This is a genomic window from Amycolatopsis sp. NPDC104775 (assembly GCF_055583325.1).
In genome coordinates this window covers 274432-295153 of the sequence record NZ_JBVJOE010000004.1, presented here as the reverse complement: position 1 = coordinate 295153, position 20722 = coordinate 274432, and the positions used below count along the sequence as shown (strand labels likewise).

General features: G+C 69.1%; 19 protein-coding genes. 9 read left to right on the top strand and 10 right to left on the bottom strand.

From position 1 onward, the window contains the following. Positions 1–7 precede the first annotated feature (7 nt). Complete coding sequence (locus tag ACZ63D_RS19835; protein WP_465355781.1) at positions 8–355, top strand: hypothetical protein; 348 nt, start codon at positions 8–10, stop codon at positions 353–355. Here ACZ63D_RS19835 and ACZ63D_RS19830 read toward each other — a convergent pair. The 4 genes from ACZ63D_RS19830 to ACZ63D_RS19815 are packed head-to-tail and all read right to left on the bottom strand — an operon-like array spanning position 339 to position 3666. Further along, the gene (locus tag ACZ63D_RS19830; protein ID WP_465355780.1) at positions 339–1583 is read right to left on the bottom strand and encodes an MFS transporter; all 1245 of its coding nucleotides are present in this window, start codon (positions 1581–1583) and stop codon (positions 339–341) included. The two genes, ACZ63D_RS19835 and ACZ63D_RS19830, sit on opposite strands and share 17 nt — an antisense overlap. Next, complete coding sequence (locus ACZ63D_RS19825) at positions 1580–2122, bottom strand: ArsR/SmtB family transcription factor (RefSeq protein ID WP_465355779.1); 543 nt, start codon at positions 2120–2122, stop codon at positions 1580–1582. The genes ACZ63D_RS19830 and ACZ63D_RS19825 overlap by 4 nt, the downstream gene beginning before the upstream one ends. Positions 2123–2182: 60 nt before the next feature. After that, the gene (locus ACZ63D_RS19820; RefSeq protein WP_255409770.1) at positions 2183–2314 is read right to left on the bottom strand and encodes an MFS transporter small subunit; all 132 of its coding nucleotides are present in this window, start codon (positions 2312–2314) and stop codon (positions 2183–2185) included. Then, the gene (locus tag ACZ63D_RS19815) at positions 2314–3666 is read right to left on the bottom strand and encodes an OFA family MFS transporter (RefSeq protein WP_465355778.1); all 1353 of its coding nucleotides are present in this window, start codon (positions 3664–3666) and stop codon (positions 2314–2316) included. Before ACZ63D_RS19815 ends, ACZ63D_RS19820 begins: the two co-directional genes overlap by 1 nt. Before the next feature lie 150 nt (positions 3667–3816). Here ACZ63D_RS19815 and fdhD point away from each other — a divergent pair, with 150 nt between their 5' ends. Further along, the gene (fdhD, locus tag ACZ63D_RS19810) at positions 3817–4641 is read left to right on the top strand and encodes a formate dehydrogenase accessory sulfurtransferase FdhD (RefSeq protein WP_465355777.1); all 825 of its coding nucleotides are present in this window, start codon (positions 3817–3819) and stop codon (positions 4639–4641) included. Here fdhD and ACZ63D_RS19805 read toward each other — a convergent pair whose 3' ends face one another. Beyond that, complete coding sequence (locus ACZ63D_RS19805) at positions 4642–5955, bottom strand: carotenoid oxygenase family protein (protein WP_465355776.1); 1314 nt, start codon at positions 5953–5955, stop codon at positions 4642–4644. A 66-nt stretch (positions 5956–6021) separates the two neighbouring features. Here ACZ63D_RS19805 and ACZ63D_RS19800 point away from each other — a divergent pair, with 66 nt between their 5' ends. Both ACZ63D_RS19800 and ACZ63D_RS19795 read left to right on the top strand, forming a co-directional pair. Further along, positions 6022–6672: a TetR/AcrR family transcriptional regulator gene (locus tag ACZ63D_RS19800; protein ID WP_465355775.1), complete on the top strand. Its 651-nt coding sequence runs from the start codon at positions 6022–6024 to the stop codon at positions 6670–6672. 48 nt (positions 6673–6720) lie between these two features. Next, entirely contained in the window at positions 6721–7650 is a 930-nt protein-coding gene (locus ACZ63D_RS19795; protein ID WP_465355774.1) for an alpha/beta hydrolase, read from the top strand. Between the two features lie 254 nt (positions 7651–7904). Here the strand turns inward: ACZ63D_RS19795 and ACZ63D_RS19790 are convergent, their stop codons facing one another. The 5 genes from ACZ63D_RS19790 to tig form a co-directional block, all read right to left on the bottom strand. Next, entirely contained in the window at positions 7905–8300 is a 396-nt protein-coding gene (locus ACZ63D_RS19790) for a hypothetical protein (RefSeq protein ID WP_465355773.1), read from the bottom strand. 70 nt (positions 8301–8370) lie between these two features. Further along, positions 8371–9666 (bottom strand): ATP-dependent Clp protease ATP-binding subunit ClpX, encoded by a 1296-nt coding sequence (gene clpX / locus ACZ63D_RS19785; RefSeq protein WP_009081145.1) that lies wholly within the window; start codon positions 9664–9666, stop codon positions 8371–8373. Between the two features lie 222 nt (positions 9667–9888). After that, the gene (locus ACZ63D_RS19780; protein WP_465355772.1) at positions 9889–10542 is read right to left on the bottom strand and encodes an ATP-dependent Clp protease proteolytic subunit; all 654 of its coding nucleotides are present in this window, start codon (positions 10540–10542) and stop codon (positions 9889–9891) included. Positions 10543–10567: 25 nt separating this feature from the next. After that, the gene (locus ACZ63D_RS19775) at positions 10568–11173 is read right to left on the bottom strand and encodes a ClpP family protease (RefSeq protein ID WP_037813861.1); all 606 of its coding nucleotides are present in this window, start codon (positions 11171–11173) and stop codon (positions 10568–10570) included. A 144-nt stretch (positions 11174–11317) separates the two neighbouring features. After that, entirely contained in the window at positions 11318–12700 is a 1383-nt protein-coding gene (gene tig / locus ACZ63D_RS19770) for a trigger factor (protein WP_465355771.1), read from the bottom strand. A gap of 175 nt (positions 12701–12875) precedes the next feature. Here tig and ACZ63D_RS19765 point away from each other — a divergent pair, with 175 nt between their 5' ends. From ACZ63D_RS19765 to ACZ63D_RS19745, 5 genes are all read left to right on the top strand, one after another. Continuing rightward, positions 12876–13724, top strand: a complete 849-nt coding sequence (locus ACZ63D_RS19765) for a fructosamine kinase family protein (protein WP_465355770.1) — start codon at positions 12876–12878, stop codon at positions 13722–13724. A gap of 387 nt (positions 13725–14111) precedes the next feature. Next, positions 14112–15644, top strand: a complete 1533-nt coding sequence (locus tag ACZ63D_RS19760; protein WP_465355769.1) for a sensor histidine kinase — start codon at positions 14112–14114, stop codon at positions 15642–15644. Positions 15645–15683: 39 nt separating this feature from the next. Next, positions 15684–17504 carry an ArnT family glycosyltransferase gene (locus tag ACZ63D_RS19755; protein WP_465355768.1) on the top strand — a complete coding sequence of 607 codons (1821 nt, stop codon included), beginning with the start codon at positions 15684–15686 and terminating at the stop codon, positions 17502–17504. 103 nt (positions 17505–17607) lie between these two features. Next, complete coding sequence (locus ACZ63D_RS19750; protein WP_465355767.1) at positions 17608–18873, top strand: bifunctional glycosyltransferase family 2/GtrA family protein; 1266 nt, start codon at positions 17608–17610, stop codon at positions 18871–18873. Then, on the top strand, positions 18870–20681 hold the full coding sequence (locus tag ACZ63D_RS19745; protein WP_465355766.1) for an ArnT family glycosyltransferase: 1812 nt from the start codon (positions 18870–18872) through the stop codon (positions 20679–20681). The genes ACZ63D_RS19750 and ACZ63D_RS19745 overlap by 4 nt, the downstream gene beginning before the upstream one ends. Positions 20682–20722 lie beyond the last annotated feature (41 nt).

Genomic DNA, 20722 nt, shown 5'->3' with positions numbered 1-20722 from the left:
TCGCGGAATGGCCACCGAAACCGCCGAGCCGAGCCGGACGCGCGTCGCGCTCACCGGCGCGATGCACGGTCTCGGCGCCTTCCTGGCTTGCGCCCTGGTGCTGTGCGCGCTCGCCGTGGGGCTGGCGGCCGGTTCGAAGGGGCTGAGCCTGCCTGCCGTCTTCGCGATCCTCGTGCTCTTCTCATTCCAGCACTTCGGAATTTTCGCGCTGCCGATCGCCGTCGGAATCGGCGCGCTGGTCGCCTCGCTGGGTCAGCCGAAGCGAGCAGCGCGCCGCGCATGGCTCACGGTTTTCCCGCTCACCTTGCTGTTCCCGATCGTTTTCCTCGCCACGGCGACTATGCAACAGGCGTAGCCGCTTTCGCCCGCGTGAGCGCCTCTTCGATCCGCTTGTTGCTCGTCATGCTCATCGTCACCAAAGTCATCGACACGAGCACCCCCGCCGCCGCCACGTACGGCACTCGCACCCCGGCTGTCGCGGCGAGCCAGCCGCCCAGCACGGCACCCGATGGAGCGGCCGAGGCCGAGACCAGGCGCGACGCCGCGGCGACCCGGCCCATCAGCCGGGCCGGGACGATGACCTGGCGCAGAGAAGCGCCGAGCACCATGGTCGTCGCCATCGCGCAGCCGCACAGGGCGAACATCGCTCCGGCGAACCACGGGTTTCGGGCGAGGCCGAACGCCAGCACGGCGCCGCCCTCGATCACCGCGGTGACGGTGAGCGCGGTTCCGGTCCCGAGCCATTTCTCCAGCGGTCCGGCGAGCACCATCGCGCCTACCAATCCCCCGGCGGCTTCGGCGGCGAGCAGGAAGCCGTATCCGGCGGACTCCAACCCGAGGGCGTCCTTCGCGAATACCACCAGCACCGCTCCGAAAGCACCGAACGCCAGGTTCCCCACCGCGGGCCGCAGCGCGAGGCCCAGCAGCAGCCGTTCCTTGACTACGTAAGCGAAACCCTCCTTCGAATCCGCCCACACCGACCGGCCCGGCGCACGCTCCGGCACCGGTGTCGGCGGCAACGTCCGGATCAGCACCGCACTGGTCGCGTAGGTCAGCGCGTTCACCGCGAACGGCAGAGTTCTTCCCACGGCGAAAAGGAAACTCCCGACCGGCGGCCCGGCGAACTGCCCGGCGGCGGTGGACGCCCCGCGCAGGTAGCCGTTGGCCCGGCGGAGCAACGTCTGGTCCCGCGCCAGCAGATCCGGCAGGTACGCCTGCGCGGCGGTGTCGAAGAACAGCGTGCCGGTGCCGAGCAGGAACGCAACCCCGAGCAGAACGGGAATGCTGAGCCATCCCAACGCGCCCGCGGCCACCGTCAGCACCAGCAGCGCGGCCCGCACCAGGTCCGCGATCCACATCGTGCGCCGCCGGTCCCAGCGGTCGACCAGCGCGCCAGCGAACAGCCCGGCCACCGGATAGGGCGCGAGCACCGCGACCGTCACCAGACTGACCACCAGCGGATCGCTGTCCAGCACCACTGCTAGCAAGGGCAAGGCCGCGGCATACGCGCCGTCTCCGAGAGAACTGACCGTCGCGGCTGTCCACAAGCGACTGAACGCGGGAGGCATCTTCGTCTTGGTCATCGGGCAGCACCCGGCCCCGGACGGAAGAACGCGACCGCGACGGTGGCGGCGGCCTCGTCGGCGTCGCGGGCGTCCCGCACCTCGTCGAGCAGTTCGGCCAGCCGGCGCTCGAATTCCTCGAACCGCTCCTCGCTGATGCGCGTGTGCTGCATCCGGACGAACCGGCGCGAGCCCTCGGGCGCGGTCGAAAGGTCGTCGAGCGCGTGCCGCAGCAGCACGTCCCGCTGCCCCGCGGCCGGTTCGGGCAGTTCGATGCTTTTCCCGACGTGCGCGTAGTAGCGCTCCTGCACGCCGCGGACCTTCCGCGTGCGCACGACGTGCACGATCCCGGCGCGCTCCAGCACCCGCATGTGGTAGCTGGAACTGCCTTTCGCGATGTCCAGCTTCTCGGCCACCTGCGTGATCGTCGCGGGCCCGTCGCGCAGCACCGCGAGCACGCGGTGCCGCACGACGTTGCTCACGGCGCGCAGCTGATCGGTGGTCTCCACCTGGACAGATTCTTGGGGCGGGACGTAGCCCGCCTGGTCGTCCCCAGTCACGGGGACAATGGTCAACGACTCTTGACCATTTGTCCAGCCTTTATTTTTCCCTGGCGGTGCTCAGCCGCCGAACAGCCCGACCACCTTCCGGATCAGCTCGACCACGCCGTAGCCGAACGGGGCGAGCACCCACAGCCAGGCGATCACCAGCAGGAGGGTCCGGCCGCCGGAGCGGCCCTCGGCACTCGTCATCAGGCTTCACTCCCCACCGCGGCCGCACCGGCCGGTTCGTGGAATTTCTCCTTCACCGGGCGCACGCATTCGTTCGCGACGAACCCGACCACCAGCAGGCCGATCATGATCCAGAACGACAGCTGGTAAAGGTCCGGACCGGCCTTGCCGGCGGCCTTCTGGCTGTCGGCGATCCCGTCCACGATCAGCGGCCCGAGCACGCCCGCCGCCGACCACGCGGTCAGCAGCCTGCCGTGGATCGCGCCCACCTGATAGGTGCCGAACAGGTCCTTGAGGTACGCCGGCAGCGTCGCGAACCCGCCGCCGTAGAAGGACAGGATCAGCATCGCGCACAGCACGAACACGAGCTTCGAGCCGTTCGTGGTCAGCGCGATCACGAGGTACAGCAGCGCGCCGACGCCGAGGTAGAACCGGTAGATGTTCTTGCGCCCCACCAGATCCGAGGCCGACGACCAGACGAACCGGCCCAGCATGTTGGTCAGCGAGAGCAGCGCGACGAACCCCGCGGCGGACGCGGCGCCGACCGGGGCCGAGGTGCCCTTGAAGAAGTCGGTGATCATCGGCGCGGCCTTCTCCAGGATGCCGATGCCCGCGGTCACGTTGAGGCACAAGACAATCCAGAGACACCAGAACTGCGGCGTCTTCAACGCGTTCGCCGCCGAGACGTTCGCCGTGGAGATCATTGGCTTCGCCGCGGCCTGCTTCACCTCGCCAGCCGGACGCCAGTCGTCGGCCGGGACGCGGACGATCAGCACGCCCATCGTCATGAAGACCGCGTACACGATCCCGTGGATCAGGAACGCCGTCGCGATGTCGCCGGTCGTGGGCGAGGTGCCGAGCATCGCCGACGACCACGGCGACGCGATCAGCGCGCCGCCGCCGAAGCCCATGATCGCGATCCCGGTGGCCATGCCCGGCCGGTCCGGGAACCATTTGATCAATGTCGACACCGGCGAGATGTAGCCGATGCCGAGGCCGATCCCGCCGACCCCGCCGTAGCCGGCCACCACGAGCCAGAACTGCCCGGTCGCGACGCCGAGCGCGGCGAGCAGGAACCCGGTCGAGAAACAGACTGTCGCGACGGCCATCGCCCAGCGCGGCCCGTTGCGCTCGACCAGGGTGCCGCCGAACGCGGCGGACAGCCCCAGCATCACGATGCCGAGCTGGAACGGCAGGCCGGACTGCGTGCCGGACAGTCCCAGGGTCTTCTCCAGCGGCGTCTTGAAAACACTCCACGCGTAGGCTTGGCCGATCGACAGGTGGATGGACAGCGCCGCGGGCGGCACGAGCCAGCGGGTCCAGCCGGGCGGTGCGACGATGCGGGAACGGGCAAGAAAGCCGGGGACAGCCATCGGCGGTCTCCTCCCAACAGTGACGAGGTGCTGGGAATGGTTTACCAGATCCTCGGCGTTGCGCCGGATGACTGTCGAATGACCTGAGGCTGTCTTGTCGATGACGACAACCGACAGCGCCAAAGACGACAAAACGAGCGGGAGCGGGCGATGGGCAGAGTGACGGTGCGGCGGCCGGTACGGCGGATCTCCGCGACCGGGCAGCGGAGCCGGCCGGACTCGCTGGCCGCCGAAGAACCGCTCGAACTGCGGGTCGGCGGCAAGGCACTGGCGGTGACCATGCGCACGCCGGGTCACGACGTCGAACTGGCGCACGGATTCCTGCTGTCCGAGGGCGTGCTGGGGTCTCGTGAGGACGTGGCCGTGGCGCGCTACTGCGACGGGGTCGACGACCAGGGCCGCAACACCTACAACGTGCTCGACATCGCACTCGCCGAGGGCGTCGCCCCGCCGGACACCGGTGTCGAGCGGAACTTCTACACCACCTCGTCGTGCGGCGTCTGCGGCAAGGCCGCGCTCGACGCGGTGAAGCTGCGCAGCCGGTTCTCCCCCGCCGCGTCCGAGTTCACGGTGAAGACCGACGTCCTCACCCAGCTGCCGGATCGGTTGCGGGAAGAGCAGAAAGTGTTCGCCTCGACCGGTGGCCTGCACGCCGCCGGACTGTTCACTTCGGACGGTCAGCTCGTCGTCGTGCGCGAGGACGTCGGACGGCACAACGCGGTGGACAAGGTGCTCGGCTGGGCTCTGCAGGCGGGCCGGATCCCAGCGCCCGATCTGGGCTTGCTGGTCTCAGGCCGCGCCTCGTTCGAACTCGTGCAGAAGGCCGCGATGGCCGGTATCGGCCTGCTCGCCGCGGTGTCCGCGCCGTCCTCGCTCGCGGTCGAACTGGCCGAGGAGAACGGCATGACGCTGATCGGTTTCCTGCGCGGCGACAGCATGAACCTCTACACCGGGGACCAGCGCCTGCTCACCTGATCACGCCCCGGCGGGCACCCAGTTGCCGTGGAAGCCGTGCGGGACCCGGTCCGGCAACTGCACGGCGGCGACGGTTTCGAGGGTGCCCGCGTCGAGCAGGACAAGATCGCTGCGCGCCTCGGCGGCGTCGTAGACATAGCCCATCAGCACCCCCTCGTCCTCGCCCGCGTCCGCGCCGGACGGAACGAACACGAATTCGCCCGGCTCGCGTCCGGGACCGAACCGGTGCACGTCCACGGTTCCCTTGCGCAGGTCGTGTTTGTACACCGCGCCGGCGCTGCGCGCCCGGTCGTCGACCGCCGTCGAGTAGCCGTAGCGATGCGGCAGGCCGACCAGCCGCTCGTCCACCCGCGGGAACTCCTGGCCGTGCTCGTCGATCCGGTCCTCGACCACTTTCCCGAGCGCGAGATCGACGGTCCAGCGGTCGAGCGTCGGCTCGCCTTCGGCCGGACCGTGCAGCGCGCGGTCGAACATCTTCGGATGCCGGACCACGTCGAGCACGATCCGGTCGTCCTCGTCGTAGGCGTTGAGCGGGTGGAACACGTAGCACTGGCCGACGTCGAACCAGCGGACGTCGCTGTTGTCCCCTTCGCGCGGCATCACGCCGACGCGCGCCGGGTAGTCCGGATTCCATCGGTAGGGCAAGGAACTCACGCCGCGTCCGGTGCGCGCGGTCAGCGGGTCGGGCACGTCGACCGGCGCCGGGGCCTGGTCCGGATCGAAGGTGACCGGCAGGTCGTAGAACACGACATACCGTTCGGTGAGCGAGAAATCATGCATCATCGGCGCGCCGGTGACCTCGACGTCGACCGTGCGCCGCGCCCGGCCGTCGGTGCCGATCACCGAATACTGCACCCGGTTCCCGAGTCCGAATTGGTAGGAGACCGCGTGCAGCTCGCCGGTCCGCGGATCGCGCTTCGGGTGTGCCGTGTAGCCGAAGAGGGTGCCGTCGAAATCGCAGACGCCGAGGGTGTCCAGCTCCTCGCTGAGCTCCCACTGCGGCAGCCCGCCCTCGACGAGCGCGATGGTGCGCCCGGCGTGCCCGATGACGTTGGTGTTGGCCCCGGCTTCGTCAGTCCCGACCCGGCGGCTGCGGTACCACTCGGCCCGGCCGTCGCGCAGCCGTACGCCGTGCACCATGCCGCGGCCGAGGAACCAGTGGTGCGTTTCGGGATCCGGATCGGCCGGATTCGGCCCGTTGCGCAGGTAACGGCCGTCGAGGTAGTCCGGCAGCCGTCCGGTCACCGTCAGCCGGGTGCTCGTGTATTCGCGCTCGACCGGCGCGAAGTTGCCTTCGAGGAAGTGATTGTTCATGACCCGCTCCCGCCCATAACGTGGTTATGAGCACCGGTATAACAGGGTTATGGGATACTGGCAAGCATGAGCGAGCGGACTCGGGGCGAACACGCGCGGACGGAACTGGTCGAGGCGGCGATCCGGCTGCTGGCCGACGGCGGCGCGGAAGCCCTGCAGGCCCGCAAGCTGGCGGCCGAAATCGGTGCCTCCACGATGGCCGTCTACACCCACTTCGGCGGGATGGCCGCGCTCACCGAGGCCGTTGCGCGAGAAGGGTTCCGGCGGCTGATCGCGAACATGGCGACGGTCGGCCAGAGCGACGATCCGGTGGCCGATCTGTATCAGCTCGCCCTCGCCTACCGCCGCACCGCGGTGGAGCACCCGGAACTGTTCGCGCTGATGTTCCGCGAGGCCGGCGCGCAGGGCCAAGCGGTGAGCGATCTGTTCAAAGAGAACTCGGACACCGAAGCCGCGGCGTCGTTCCGGGGCATGGTCGCCACCGTCGCGCGCACCATCGACGCCGGACGCCTCAAGGGCGACCCGCTAGCCGTCGCCTCGCAGGTGTGGAGCGCGGTGCACGGCTACGTCACCCTCGAACTGCTGGGCCACTTCGGCCGGGGCGACCGCGGCGTGACCGAGGTGCTCGCGCCACTCTGCGTGACGCTGATCGTCGGCCTCGGAGACCGTCCTGCCGCCGCCCGGGCGTCCGTGGGTCTGATCACAACAACCGAGTGAAGATCCGCCGAGGGCAACGTTTCGCCCGTTCCTCACGTCTTACGCTATATGGGTGAGGGGGATCGGGTGAACGAGGAGACTGAGGGCCGAAGGCGGGTGAGCCGCCGGTCCCTGCTGATCGCGGGCGCTTCGGGCCTCGGCATCGCCGGGCTCGCGGTGGGCAGCGCGACCGGCGTAGTGCCGTACAACCAGGCCATGCAGCGAGCACTCGGCGTGACGTCGTCGACGCCGGTGACCCAGCTGGGCAGCATGCGGGTGGAACGCGTCTACTCGCACGCCCGCGGCCGGGAAGTCGATCTCGTGTTTTTGCTGCCGAGCAAGAAGCCGCCGGCCGGACTGCCGATCTCGCTGATGCTGCACGGCCTGCACGGTTCCGCACGCTCCGCTTCGCCGAGCGGCCTGCTGAAACAATTGGGCAGCGACGTCGCCCGCAAGGCCGTGCCCGCCTACGGCTTCCTCGCCGTCGACGGCGGCGACAACTACTGGCACCAGGTCCGCCCCGGCGACGACCCGATGGCGATGCTGCTGGAAGAAGTCCCGCAATGGCTGCGCGCCCGCGGCTTCGGCGGCACGGACGGCCTGCCGTTCGCGTGCGCCGGAGTGTCGATGGGCGGCTTCGGAGCGCTGCTGTACGCCCGCCGCCGAGCCGAACGCCGCCAGCCGCCCGCCGCGGTCGCCGCGATCGCGCCCGCGCTGATCACGTCGTGGCCGGAAATGGCGAAGCGGCGCATTTTCACCGGCATGACCGACTGGACTTCGCTCGACCCGCTGCGCCACCAGTCCGCCCTGCAAGGCATTCCGACGGCGGTTTACTGCGGGACCGAGGATCCGTTCATCACCGGAGTGCGGCGGTATATCGCGGAAACGCGTCCGGCCATTGGGTATACGGCACACGGAAAGCACAGCGACACGTTTTTCCGGACCACGGTGCCCAGCATGGTGGGATTCTTGGGGAAGCATTTGCGGCAGAAGGCGTGAGCTTGGTTCGCTGAGGTCAGAAGAGGCTCGCCAGTTCGTCGATCACGTGCGTCGGGGTGCCAGCGGCGAGGATTCCCGTGCGGAGTCGTTTCCAGTTTTCACCCGCAGCCGAACCGTCTACCTTTTGAGACGAACCGTCGAAATGCAGCGACGCTAGCGCTTTCTCACGTCCGCCCTCCCCGCCATCGGATTGCGGGGCGCGAAATCAGCCTTCGGACATCCGCACTACGTGAAAAGGACTTCCCGCGAGGGAATTACGAGACCCAGCGGGCCACGACCGACATCACCCAGAATCCGACCATCGCCGCCAGCGCCATCAGCAGCGACCAGCGCAACTGCTGCGCCCGCGTCTCCGATCCGCGCAGGCGGCGCAGGAACAGCCACGACACCACGAACAGCGGGATCGGCAGCAGCGGCAGCGCCGACAGCCGGGTGCCGACCGCGACCAGGCATACCAGGGTGAACAGCGCGAGCAGGATCTCGGAGGCGCGGAGCAGCCACGGGAACCGCGTCAGCACGGACGCGGCGACCCGTTCGCTCAGCTCCACGAGGCCGACCGGCGCGGCGGACGGCTCGGTTTCGGCGGGTACCGCTTCGCCGGGGTCGGCAGTCTCGTCCCCCCGGGGTGCGGTCAGCGGCACGGTTGTCATCCTGTCCATTATCGCGCCTGCCGAGGACACCCGGACAGCCGACTCCTGCTAACGCCCGGCGAGGGCCGGGTCAGGCCGACTTCTCGCCGCGCTCGCTGCGGGTGCGGCGCGACGGCTGGCGAGCCACGATCGTCGGGTTGACGTTCTCCCGCACGGTCTGCTCGGTGATCACGACCTTCGCCACGTCCTCGCGGCTCGGGATGTCGTACATGACCGGCTGGAGGACTTCCTCCATGATCGCGCGCAGGCCCCGGGCTCCGGTGCCGCGCAGCACGGCCTGGTCGGCGATGGCCTCGAGCGCGGTCTTGGTGAACTCCAGCTCGACGTTGTCCATCTCGAAAAGTTTCTTGTACTGCTTCACCAGCGCGTTGCGCGGCTGCGTCAGGATCGAGACGAGCGATTCCTTGTCCAGGTGGTTCACCGTCGCCACGACCGGGAGCCGGCCGATGAACTCCGGGATCAGCCCGAACTTGATCAGGTCCTCCGGCATGGTCTCGGAGAACACGTCGCTGCCCTCGATCTCGGCCTTGGTGCGGATCTCCGCGCCGAAGCCGAGGCCGCGCTTGCCGACCCGCTCGTTGATGATCTTTTCCAGCCCGGCGAACGCGCCCGCCACGATGAACAGCACGTTCGTGGTGTCGATCTGGATGAATTCCTGGTGCGGGTGCTTGCGCCCGCCCTGCGGCGGCACCGACGCGGTGGTGCCCTCGAGGATTTTCAGCAGCGCCTGCTGCACGCCCTCGCCGGACACGTCGCGGGTGATCGACGGGTTCTCGCTCTTGCGGGCGATCTTGTCGACCTCGTCGATGTAGATGATGCCGGTCTCGGCGCGCTTGACGTCGTAGTCGGCCGCCTGGATCAGCTTGAGCAGGATGTTCTCGACGTCCTCGCCGACGTAGCCCGCCTCGGTGAGCGCGGTGGCGTCGGCGATGGCGAACGGGACGTTCAGCAGCTTCGCCAGCGTCTGCGCGAGGTAGGTCTTGCCGCAGCCGGTGGGGCCGAGCATCAGGATGTTCGACTTGGCCAGCTCGACCGGCTCGTCCTTGGAGTCCTTCGGGCCGGACTTGTCGTCGGCCTGGATCCGCTTGTAGTGGTTGTACACCGCGACCGCGAGCGTCTTCTTCGCGTCGTCCTGGCCGATGATGTACTGCTCGAGGAACTCGTGGATGTCGGCGGGCTTGGGCAGCTCGTCGAGCTTCACGTCGCCGGCTTCGGCGAGCTCCTCTTCGATGATCTCGTTGCAGAGGTCGATGCACTCATCGCAGATGTAGACCCCTGGCCCGGCAATGAGCTTCTTCACCTGCTTCTGGCTCTTGCCGCAGAAAGAACACTTCAGCAGGTCGCCGCCGTCACCGATCCGTGCCATGGCCGTTGACCTCGTCCCCTCCGGTGCGCGAGCGCACCTGCACAACTGGATGGCGGCCCCGGGACTGCCAGGCGTTCCCGGAACCCACACGCATTGCCACCGACGGTACCCGCCCGGAGGCGCGGGCGGGAACACCCGACCCCCATAGGGCACGTCGACGACCGACAGTAGACCAGCGGGCCGGTGCGCGTCGCGGATTCGCCGCGCACCGGCCCGTCGCGGTCAGTTCGCCGAGGCCTTCCGGTACGGGAGCACCTCGTCGATCAGGCCGTAGGCCTTGGCCTCCTCGGCGGTGAGGATCTTGTCCCGCTCGATGTCGGCCTTGATCTCGTCCGGTTGCTTGTTCGTGTGCTTGGCCAGGATGACCTCCATCTGGCGGCGCACGCGCTGGATCTCGTTGGCCTGGATCTCCAGGTCCGAGACCTGCCCGTAGGTGCCCTCGGTGGCCGGCTGGTGGATCAGCACGCGCGCGTTCGGCAGCGCCATGCGCTTGCCCGGCGTGCCCGCCGCCAGCAGGACCGCGGCGGCCGAGGCGGCCTGGCCGAGGCACACGGTCGAGATGTCCGGGCGGATGTACTGCATGGTGTCGTAGATCGCCATCAGCGACGTGAACGACCCGCCCGGGGAGTTGATGTAGATGCTGATGTCGCGGTCCGGGTCCTCATGCTCGAGGTGCAGCAGCTGGGCCATCACGTCGTTGGCCGACGCGTCGTCCACCTGCACGCCGAGGAAGATCGTCCGCTCCTCGTACAGCTTGTTGTACGGGTTGGACTCCTTCACGCCGTAGCTGGTGCGCTCGACGTAGGACGGGAGGATGTACCGCGACTGCGGAGTCTGCGGGGCCCGGAAGTCACCCGGGAGCCGGAAGTTGCTCATGACGCTCTCCTGTGTGCTTGCGGGCTCAGTTGCTCGAGGTCAGGCCGCTGTCGCGGGTCAGCACGTGGTCGACGAAGCCGTAGTCCTTCGCCTCCTGCGCGGTGAACCAGCGGTCGCGGTCGCCGTCCTTGATGATCTGCTCGGTGGTCTGCCCGGTCTGCTCGGCGGTGATCTTCGCCAGCTCCTGCTTCCACTTGTTGAACAGGTCCGCCTGGATCGCGATGTCGGAGGCGGTGCCGCCGACGCCCGCGGACGGCTGGTGCATCAGGATGCGCGCGTGCGGGAGCGCGTAGCGCTTGCCGGGGGTGCCCGAGGAGAGCAGGAACTGCCCCATCGAGGCCGCCATGCCCATCGCGTAGGTCGCCACGTCCGGGCGGATCAGCTGCATGGTGTCGTAGATCGCGAACCCCGCGGTCACGGACCCGCCCGGCGAGTTGATGTAGAACCGGATGTCCGACTCCGCGTCGTCCGCGTCGAGCAGCAGGAGCTGCGCGGTGAGCCGGTTGGCGACCTCGTCGTTGACCTCGGAGCCGAGAACGACGATGCGCTCCTGGAGCAACCGCTCGAACACCGAGTCGGTGAGGTTGAGCCCCGCGGTGCCGGTCCGCCCCTCGGGCATGTGCTGCTTCACGTCTGCCTGCCTTTTCACCGGCGGCGGGCCGCCTGGAAGAGCCGCGCCGCCGCTGTCGTGTTCAGATGCTTGAGATCTTGCAACCGACCCTAACGAACTTGGGCGGTGCAGAATGCCTGACACCGCCCAAGTTCGCTTACAGCTTTACTCGGCCGGGGTCGCCGCCGCTTCTTCGGTGACCTGAGTCTCTTCGGCCGGGGCTTCTTCGTCCGTGCCGAACAGCTCGCTCAGGTCGACCTCGGACCCGGACGCGTCCTTCACCGTGGTGCCGCGCACGACCGAGGCGAGCGCCTTGCCGCGGCGGACGTCGGCGTAGATCGCGGTCAGCTGGCCGGACTGCTGGGCCCGCTGCACGTACTCGTCCGGGCTGACGCCGAAGCGCTGCGCCTGGTAGATGATGCGCTCGGTCAGCTCGCCGTCGTTGACCGACGTCTTCTCCTTGTCGGCGATGGTGTCCAGCAGCAGCTGCGTGCGGACGGCCTTCTCCGACTCCTCCTTGACCTCGGCGTTGAACTCGTCGAGGGTGCGGCCCTCGGCCTCCAGCGCCTTGGCGAACTGCTCCTCGTCGTGGTCGAACGGGTGGACCGCGTCGTGCTTGCGGTTCTCGATCTCGGCCTCGACGACCTTCTCCGGCAGCGGCACCTCGGTGCGCTCGAGCAGGATCTCGAGGACCTTGTCGCGTGCCTGGACGCCCTGCTGCATCTTCTTGACGCGGCCGAGCCGGGTGCGCAGGTCCTCGCGCAGCTCGTCGATCGTGTCGAACTCGCTCGCCAGCTGCGCGAACTCGTCGTCGGCCTCGGGCAGCTCGCGCTCCTTGACCGACTGCACGGTGACGGTGACCTCGGCGTCCTGGCCGGCGAACTCGCCCGCGACCAGCTTGGTGGTGAACACCTTGGTCTCGCCCGCGGTCGCGCCGACGATCGCCTCGTCGATGCCGTCCACGAGCTGGCCGGAGCCGATCTCGTAGGACAGGCCGGTGGTGGAGGCCTCCTCGACGGCCTTGCCGTCGACGGTGGCCGAGAGGTCGATCGACACGAAGTCGCCGTTCTGGGCCGGGCGCTCGACGCCGGTCAGGGTGCCGAAGCGGGCGCGCAGCTCGTCGAGCTGCTCGGCGACCTCTTCGTCGGTGGTCTCGACGTCGTCGACGCTGATCTCGAGGCCGGCGAGGTCGGGCAGCTCGATCTCCGGCCGCACGTCGACCTCGGCGCTGAACTCCAGCACCTCGCGGTCCTCGAGCTTGGTCACCTCGAACTCGGGCTGGCCGAGCGTCCGGACCTCGCCCGCGCGGACGGCCTCGATGTACTTGGCCGGAATGGCCTCGTTGACGACCTCGTCGAGCACCGGCGCGCGGCCGATCCGGCTTTCCAGGACGCGAGCGGGGACCTTGCCGGGACGGAAACCGGGAACGCGCACCTGCTGGGCGATCTTCCGGTACGCGGCGTCGAAGTTCGGCTTGAGCTCGTCGAACGGCACCTCGACATTGATCTTCACTCGCGTCGGGCTGAGCTGCTCGACGGTGCTCTTCAAGGTCTTCTCCTCGAGCGGTAAACGATGGGGGCGGACAGTCCCTCAGGACCGCCCCGGTCACCTGCTGACCGGGACATCCGAGTCTAGGCCAGAGGGTTGACAAGACGGCCTGCGGGGCACCTGCCACACCCGCACCGATCAGCGGACGCCGCCGCGCACCCGTAGCGTCGGGTACGTGGTTTCCGGGCAACAGAACGAAGGACCAGCCGCCGCGGCGACGCGCCTCACCGGTCTCAAGGCAGTCCCGCACGGCACCCCAGGCACGCTCAGTAAGGTCACACTGACCGACGGCGACCACCGTTTCGAGGCGATAGTGAAACGCGGCCACGCCCCAGGCGCGACCCGCGCCGAGGCAGCCGGACTCCGCTGGCTCGCCGAAGCAGACGCGGTACGCATCCCCCGGGTGCACGGCGCCGACGACACCTGGCTGGTACTGGACCGAGTGGCCGAGTCCACCCCCTCACACGCGGAAGAGTTCGGCCGAAACCTCGCCCACCTGCACGCGGCCGGAGCCCCAGCCTTCGGCGCCCCTCCCCCAGACGGCCCGACCGACGCCTGGATCGGAACCGCCCCGATGCGCAACTCCCCAGGCGACTCATGGCCGGAGTGGTACGCCGAACACCGAATCCTCCCGTACGTCCGAATGGCCTCCCACATCCTGGATCCCGCAGTATTCGAACGAGCCTGCACACGAATCCCGTCGATAGCTGGCCCACCCGAACCACCCGCCCGCCTGCACGGAGACCTGTGGAACGGCAACGTCCTGTGGGACGAAGACGGCGCAGTACTGATCGACCCAGCAGCCCACGGCGGTCACCGGGAAACGGATCTAGCGATGCTGCACCTATTCGGCTGCCCGCACCTAGACCGAATCGTCGCCGCCTACGACGAGTTCGCACCCCTGGCAGACGGCTACCGCGACCGAATCGCCCTGCATCAACTCTTCCCACTCCTGGTCCACACAGTCCTTTTCGGACGCTCCTACGCCGAACAAGCGACCACCGCCGCACGCTCGCTGGGCTGACCCCCGCGACTCACGATCCGTGAGGGCCACCTTCACAGACTCTGATTCCCTCAGGGTTCCCCTCACGACCAGCCACCCCACGCACCCAACGCCACATTCGAGCCCAAGCCCCACCACAAAACCGCAGCCCACACACCCACCTCATCGAGGCACCCAGCCCCTCCCCCACACCCCGATACGAAGCCTTCTCTGCGGTTCGGGGGTGCTTGTCAAGGCATCTTTCCCGCCTTGACAAGCACCCCCGAACCGTCAGCACAATCAACCTTCGGGGTGCCCCACGCAACCACCCCCGGCGCAATGTCGCCCCCAGGGCGACGAGCCGCCGCCCACAGCGCACTCACAGCGAGCACACATCGCCCCCACACCCGCAAACCGCACGCTCGACACATGAACTCCCGCGCGAGACCGACCGCCCACCCGGGCAGGCGATCCCTGCGCACGAAACTCACCCTCTCCACGATCACCCTCCTCTCCCTGGTCTGCCTCGCCATCGGCGTCATCAGCGAATTCGCCCTCCGAGCCTTCCTCCTCGCCCAAACCGACACCCAGCTCTCCGCCGCCACCGCCCGAGCCCTCGACTTCTCCACCCACCCAGCCCCTCCCTCCGACAACGACAACGACAACGAACGCACCCCCCTCGACGCCCCCGGCCAAGCCGCAGGCACCGTCACCGCCCTCTTCTCCCCCGACGGCACAACCGGCACCGGCGGCTGGCTCTCCCCCCACGGCCAGCGCATCACCCTCACCCCCGACGAACTGACCGCCCTCCGAGACCTCCCCACCACCGGCCGCCCCTACACCCGCACCATCGGCCCCCTCGGCGACTACCGCCTCACCGCGTTCCCCGTCCCCAACGGCATCGTCATCACCGGCGTCCCCCTGGCCCCTATGCAGCAAACCCTGCTGACCGTCGGCCTGATCCTCTTCGGCGTAGCCGCCGCCGGAGTAACCGGCGCTGCGTTCCTAGGCGCCTTCGCCGTCCGCCGCACCCTCCGCCCGCTGGACCGAGTCGCGGAAACCGCCTCCCGGGTCTCCGAACTCCCGCTGGACCGAGGCGACGTAGACCTCTCCGTCCGCGTCCCCGCTCAAGACACCGACCCCCGCACCGAAGTCGGCCAGGTCGGCGCGGCACTGAACCACATGCTCGGCCACATCTCGTCCGCGCTCGAAGCCCGGCACGCCAGCGAACTGCGCGTCCGCCGGTTCGTCGCCGACGCCAGCCACGAGTTGCGCACCCCGCTCGCCGCCATCCGCGGTTACGCCGAACTCGCCGGGCGGTCCGACAGCCACGCGCCGCCGGACGTCGCGCGTTCGATGGCCCGGATCGAGTCCGAGGCCGACCGGATGACCGCGCTCGTCGAGGACCTCCTCCTGCTCGCCCGCCTCGACGCGGGCCGTCCGCTGGACGTCGCGGAAGTCGACCTGACTCGCCTGGTCGCGGACGCGGTCGGCGACGCGCACGTAGCCGGCCCGCACCACGTCTGGCAGCTCTCGATGCCGGACGAACCGATCCTCGTGCTGGGCGATGTCCAACGGCTGCACCAGGTTTTGGCGAACCTGCTCGCGAACGCCCGCGTCCACACGCCGCCCGGCACGACGGTGGTCACCGCCCTGAGCCGGGCCGCGGACGGCAGTGCCATGGTGACCGTGACCGACGACGGCCCGGGCATCCCGCCGGACCTGCAGCCAGCGGTGTTCGAACGCTTCGCGCGCGGCGATTCGTCCCGGTCGCGGGCAGCCGGTTCGACCGGGCTGGGCCTGGCGATCGCGTCGGCCGTGCTGACCGCGCACCACGGCGCCATCGCCATGCGCAGCCGTCCCGGCCGGACGGAATTCGCGGTGCGGCTGCCGATCGCGGTCCCGGCTCAGCGCACGCCAGCAGCCAATGACCGCAAGTCCCACAGCGGGCACACAGGGTAGGCACATCCCGGCCCCAGCTCACGCCGCGAGGCTGGCCGCATGACCGCAGTCGCGACCTCCTCAGCCGTTCCCGCCGCGCCGGTACAGCGCGCCGAGCCGAGGTGGGTGCGTCCGGCCCTGGTGTCGCTGCTCGTCGCCACGGCTGTGCTGTACCTGTGGGATCTCAGCGCGTCTGGCTGGGCCAACGCGTTCTACTCCGCCGCCGCGCAAGCCGGATCGCAGAGCTGGAAGGCGTTGCTCTTCGGCTCCACCGACGCCGCCAACGGCATCACCGTCGACAAGACGCCCGCCGCGCTCTGGGTGATGAGCCTGTCCGCGCGGCTGTTTGGCGTGAACGCGTGGAGCATCCTGGTGCCCCAAGCGTTGATGGGTGTCGGCTCGACGTGGCTGCTTTACGCGACTGTCCGGCGCCCTTCGGGCGCGGCGGCGGGATTGCTTGCCGGTGTGGTCCTTACCCTCACCCCGGCAGCGGCACTGATCTTCCGCTTCAACAACCCGGACGCCTTGCTGGTCCTGCTCCTGATCGCCGCCGCCTACTGCGTGGTTCGGGCGATCGAAAAAGCCAGCCCCCGATGGATCGTTTTCGCCGGCGTGGCAATCGGATTCGGCTTTATCGCCAAAATGCTGCAAGCGTTTCTCGTCCTGCCCGCCTTCGCACTCGCCTACTTCGTAGCCGCGCCGGTCGCGCTGAGCAAGCGTCTCCTGCACTTGCTCGCCGGGCTCGCCGCAGTTGTGGTTTCCGCGGGCTGGTACCTCGCGGTCGTGGCGTTGTGGCCGGTCGCCGACCGGCCGTACATCGGCGGGTCGCAAAACAACAGCCTGCTCGAACTTACCTTGGGCTACAACGGTTTCGGCCGCATCACCGGCGACGAGACCGGCAGCGTCGGCGGAAGCCCGGGCGGCGGCTGGGGCAGCACCGGGCTGTTCCGGTTGTTCGGCGGCGAAATGGCGGGCGGCATCGCGTGGCTGCTGCCCGCGGTGGTGCTCGGGCTGGGCGCTGGCCTGTGGTTCACCCGGTACGCGCCCCGCACCGACCGCGGCCGGGCTTCGCTGCTGCTCTGGGGCGGCTGGCTGATCGTGACCGCCGCGGTGTTCAGCTTCATGGGCGGGATCATCCACCCGTATTACACCGTCGCGCTCGCCCCGGCGATCGCCGCGCTCGTCGGGACCGCCGCCGTCCAGTTGTGGCGGATCCGCGGCAATCCGGCCGCTGTCGGGCTGCTCAGCGGCGGCGTCGCGGTGACGACCGTGGCGAGCTACTTGCTGCTGAACGGTTCTTGGCAACCGTGGCTCGCGCCGACGGTCCTCGTCCTCGGCATTCTGGCGGCTCTCGCGCTGTTTTTCGTCCAGCACTTCGGCCGGACCGCCGCGGTGCTGGGGCTGGCCGTTCTGCTCACTGGCTCCGGGGCGTACAGCCTCGCTACCGCGGCGACTCCGCACAGCGGCGCGATTCCATCCGCCGGACCGAACACGCGGCAGATGTTCGGCGGCGGCGGACTGCTCGGCACCACGATGCCCGGCGCGAACCTGACCGCCTTGCTGCGGAACTCCGGCGACTACCGGTGGGCCGCCGCGACCGTCGGGTCCAACAACGCCGCCGGATACCAGCTCGGCAGCGGCAAACCAGTGCTCGCGGTGGGCGGATTCAACGGCACCGACCCGTATCCGACGCTCGCGCAGTTCGAGCAGTACGTCCGGCAAGGGCAGATCCGCTACTTCCTCGGCGACGGCATGACGATGCGCGGCTCCAGCGGCTCCAGCAGCGGAAGCGACGCCGCCGCCCGGATCGTCCAGTGGGTGGCCGAGAACTACCGAATGACCACAGTGGACGGTGTCTCCGTTTACGACCTGACTGCCTGATTCCTCGCCGTGCAGCCAAGATCACCCGAGCGGGCGTACGTCGCACAGCGCTGGCACAGGAACACCACAACGTGGCCAAAGCCCGGCGGACGACGGTGAACCCATGAACGCCACCGCCCCCTCCCGCAGCGGCGCCCCGCGGCCCGGGACGACTCCGGTCGGCCTCGGCGGCCCGCATCCCGTGCTGGACGTCGTCATCCCGGTTTACAACGAGGAAACCGACCTCGAACCGTGCATCCGCAGACTGCGGGCGCATCTCGCCGAACGCGCCGGCTACCCGTACCGGATCACCGTCGCGGACAACGCGAGCACCGACGAAACCCTTGCCGTAGCGGAGAAACTCGCCCGGGAGTTCCCCGAGGTCGAGGTGTGCCACCTGGACGAGAAGGGCCGCGGGCGCGCGCTGCGGGCCGCCTGGTCCGCCTCGGACGCCGCCGTACTGGCCTACATGGACGTGGACCTCTCCACAGACCTGGCCGCGCTGGACCCGCTCGTCGCGCCGCTGCTGTCCGGACACTCGGACGTCGCGATCGGCAGCAGGCTCGCCCGGGGCGCCCGCGTGGTGCGCGGGCCGAAACGCGAGTTCATCTCCCGCTGCTACAACCTGATTCTTCGCGGCACGCTCGCCGCCAGGTTCTCCGACGCGCAATGCGGGTTCAAGGCGATCCGCGCCGACGTCGCCCGCGCGCTGCTCCCCCACGTGCGCGACACCGGCTGGTTCTTCGACACCGAACTGCTCGTGCTCGCCCAGCGCGCCGGGTTGCGGATCCACGAGGTGCCGGTCGACTGGGTCGACGACCCGGACTCGTCGGTCGACCTCCTCGCGACCGCCGCCGCCGACCTCAAAGGCATCGCCAGGGTCACCCGTGCGACCCTCACCGGCGAAATCCCCGTGCACCGGCTGCGCGAGCAGCTCGGCCGCGAACCGATCGGCGTGGAGGCCCCCGGAGTGTCCCCGAGCCTGGTCAAGCAACTCGTGCGGTTCGCCGCGGTCGGCGTCGCCAGCACGGTCGCGTACCTGCTGCTTTTCCTGCTGCTGCGAACCATGGTCGGCGCGCAGGCGGCCAACTTCACCGCGCTGCTCGTCACCGCGATCGCGAACACCGCGGTGAACCGGCGGGTGACGTTCGGCGTCCGCGGCCGCGCCGGTGCCGGGCGGCACCAGTTCGAGGGACTGCTCGTGTTCGGCCTCGGACTGGCGCTGACCAGCGGTTCACTCGCCCTGCTCAACCACACCACCCATCCCGGGCTCGCCCTGGAGACAACCGTGCTCGTGCTGGCGAACCTCGCCGCCACCGTGCTCCGTTTCCTGCTGCTGCGGGGCTGGGTCTTCAATCCGCGCCGGACCGCTACCGAGGAGTCGTCTTGAGCACTGTCCTGTCCGCCCGGCCTGCCGCCTCGGAGACGCCGGACCGCGCGCAGCCGCGTTGGATCCGTCCGTCGGTGTCCGGCCTGCTGGCGCTCACCGCTGTCCTGTACTTCTGGAACCTGACCGCTTCCGGGTTCGGGAACTCGTTCTACGCCGCGGCCGTGCAATCGGGAACGCAAAGCCTGAAGGCGTGGCTGTTCGGTTCGCTGGACGCCGGGAACGTGATCACTGTCGACAAACCGCCTGCCGCACTGTGGGTCGGGACGGCTTTCGCGCGGGTCTTCGGGTTCTCCAGCTTCACCGTGCTCGCTCCGCAGGCGCTGATGGGCGTCGCGTCGGTGGGGTTGCTGTACCTGACTGTGCGCCGGGTTTCCGGGCCGCTGCCTGGGTTGCTGGCCGGAGCGATGCTCGCGCTGACGCCGGTCGCCGCGCTGATGTTCCGCTTCAACAACCCGGACGCGTTGCTCACGCTGCTGCTGATCGCTGGTGCGTACTGCACGGTGCGAGCGATCGAGAAGGCCAGCCCTCGATGGCTCGTTTTCGCTGGCGTGGCCATCGGTTTCGGGTTCTTGACGAAGATGCTGCAAGCTTTTCTCGTGCTGCCCGCGTTCGCGCTGGCGTACCTGATCGCCGCACCTGTCGCGTTGAGCAAACGGTTGCTGCACTTGGTTTACGCCGGGGTCGCGGTGCTCGTATCGGCCGGTTGGTTCGTGGCTTTAGTGGAGATCTGGCCTTCGGCTTCGCGGCCGTACATCGGCGGGTCGACCGGGAACAGCCTGCTGGAGCTGGCGCTCGGGTACAACGGGCTCGGCCGGATCTTCGGCGGGCAGGGCAACGGCGGTGGCATGGGCGGAGGTCCGGGCGGCGGCGGGAACACCGCGTTCGGCGGCAGCTCCGGCCTGGGGCGGATGTTCGGCGCGAGCTTCGGCACCGAGGTCTCGTGGCTGCTGCCCGCCGCGCTGATCGGCCTGGTGGCCGGGTTGTGGTTCACCCGGCGGGCCGCGCGCACCGACCGGACCCGGGCGTCGCTGGTGGTCTGGGGCGGCTGGCTTTTCATGACCGCGCTGGTGTTCAGCTTCATGAGCGGCACCGTGCACCCGTATTACGCGGTGCAGCTCGCGCCCGCGATCGCCGCGCTGGTCGCGATTTCCGGCCACGCGCTGTGGCGCGGCCGGGCGCATCCCGCGCCGCGAATGGTGCTGGGCGGGATGATCGCGGCGACCGCGGTGTGGGACTTCATCCTGCTCGACCGCACGCCGGACTGGTTTCCCGCGCTGCGTTGGGTGATCGTGGTGCTGGGGTTGCTCGTCAGCACGACGGTGGTGGTCGGCGTGCCGCGGCTGCGGACAGTGGTGGCCGGGCTCGCCGTCGCGATCGTCATCACGCTAGGCGTCGGCACTGCCGGGTACGCAGTGGAGACGGTTTCCTTGCCGCACAGCGGTTCTATCCCAACCTCGGGACCGCGTACCAGCGGCATGGGTTTCGGGATGATGGACGAGGCGAACGGGTCCGTCGGGCAGTTGCTGGGCGGAACGACGACGAAATGGGCCGCCGCGACGACCGGTTCGCAGTCGGCCGCGAGCCTGGAGCTGGCGAGCGGCAAGTCCGTGATCGGCATCGGCGGGTGGGACGGCAGCGATCCGGCACCGACGCTGGAGGAGTTCAAGCAGTACGTCGCGGCGGGCGAAGTGGCGTACTACGTCGAGGGCGGCCGGGGCGGCGGGTCGAGCGACATCTCCGAGTGGGTGGCGGCGAACTTCCCCGCGACCGCGGTCGGTGGCCAAACTGTCTACCAGCTCACCCGGTAGGCCGGGGAATCCTCAGCCTCTTCCCAGGAACGAGGCGCATT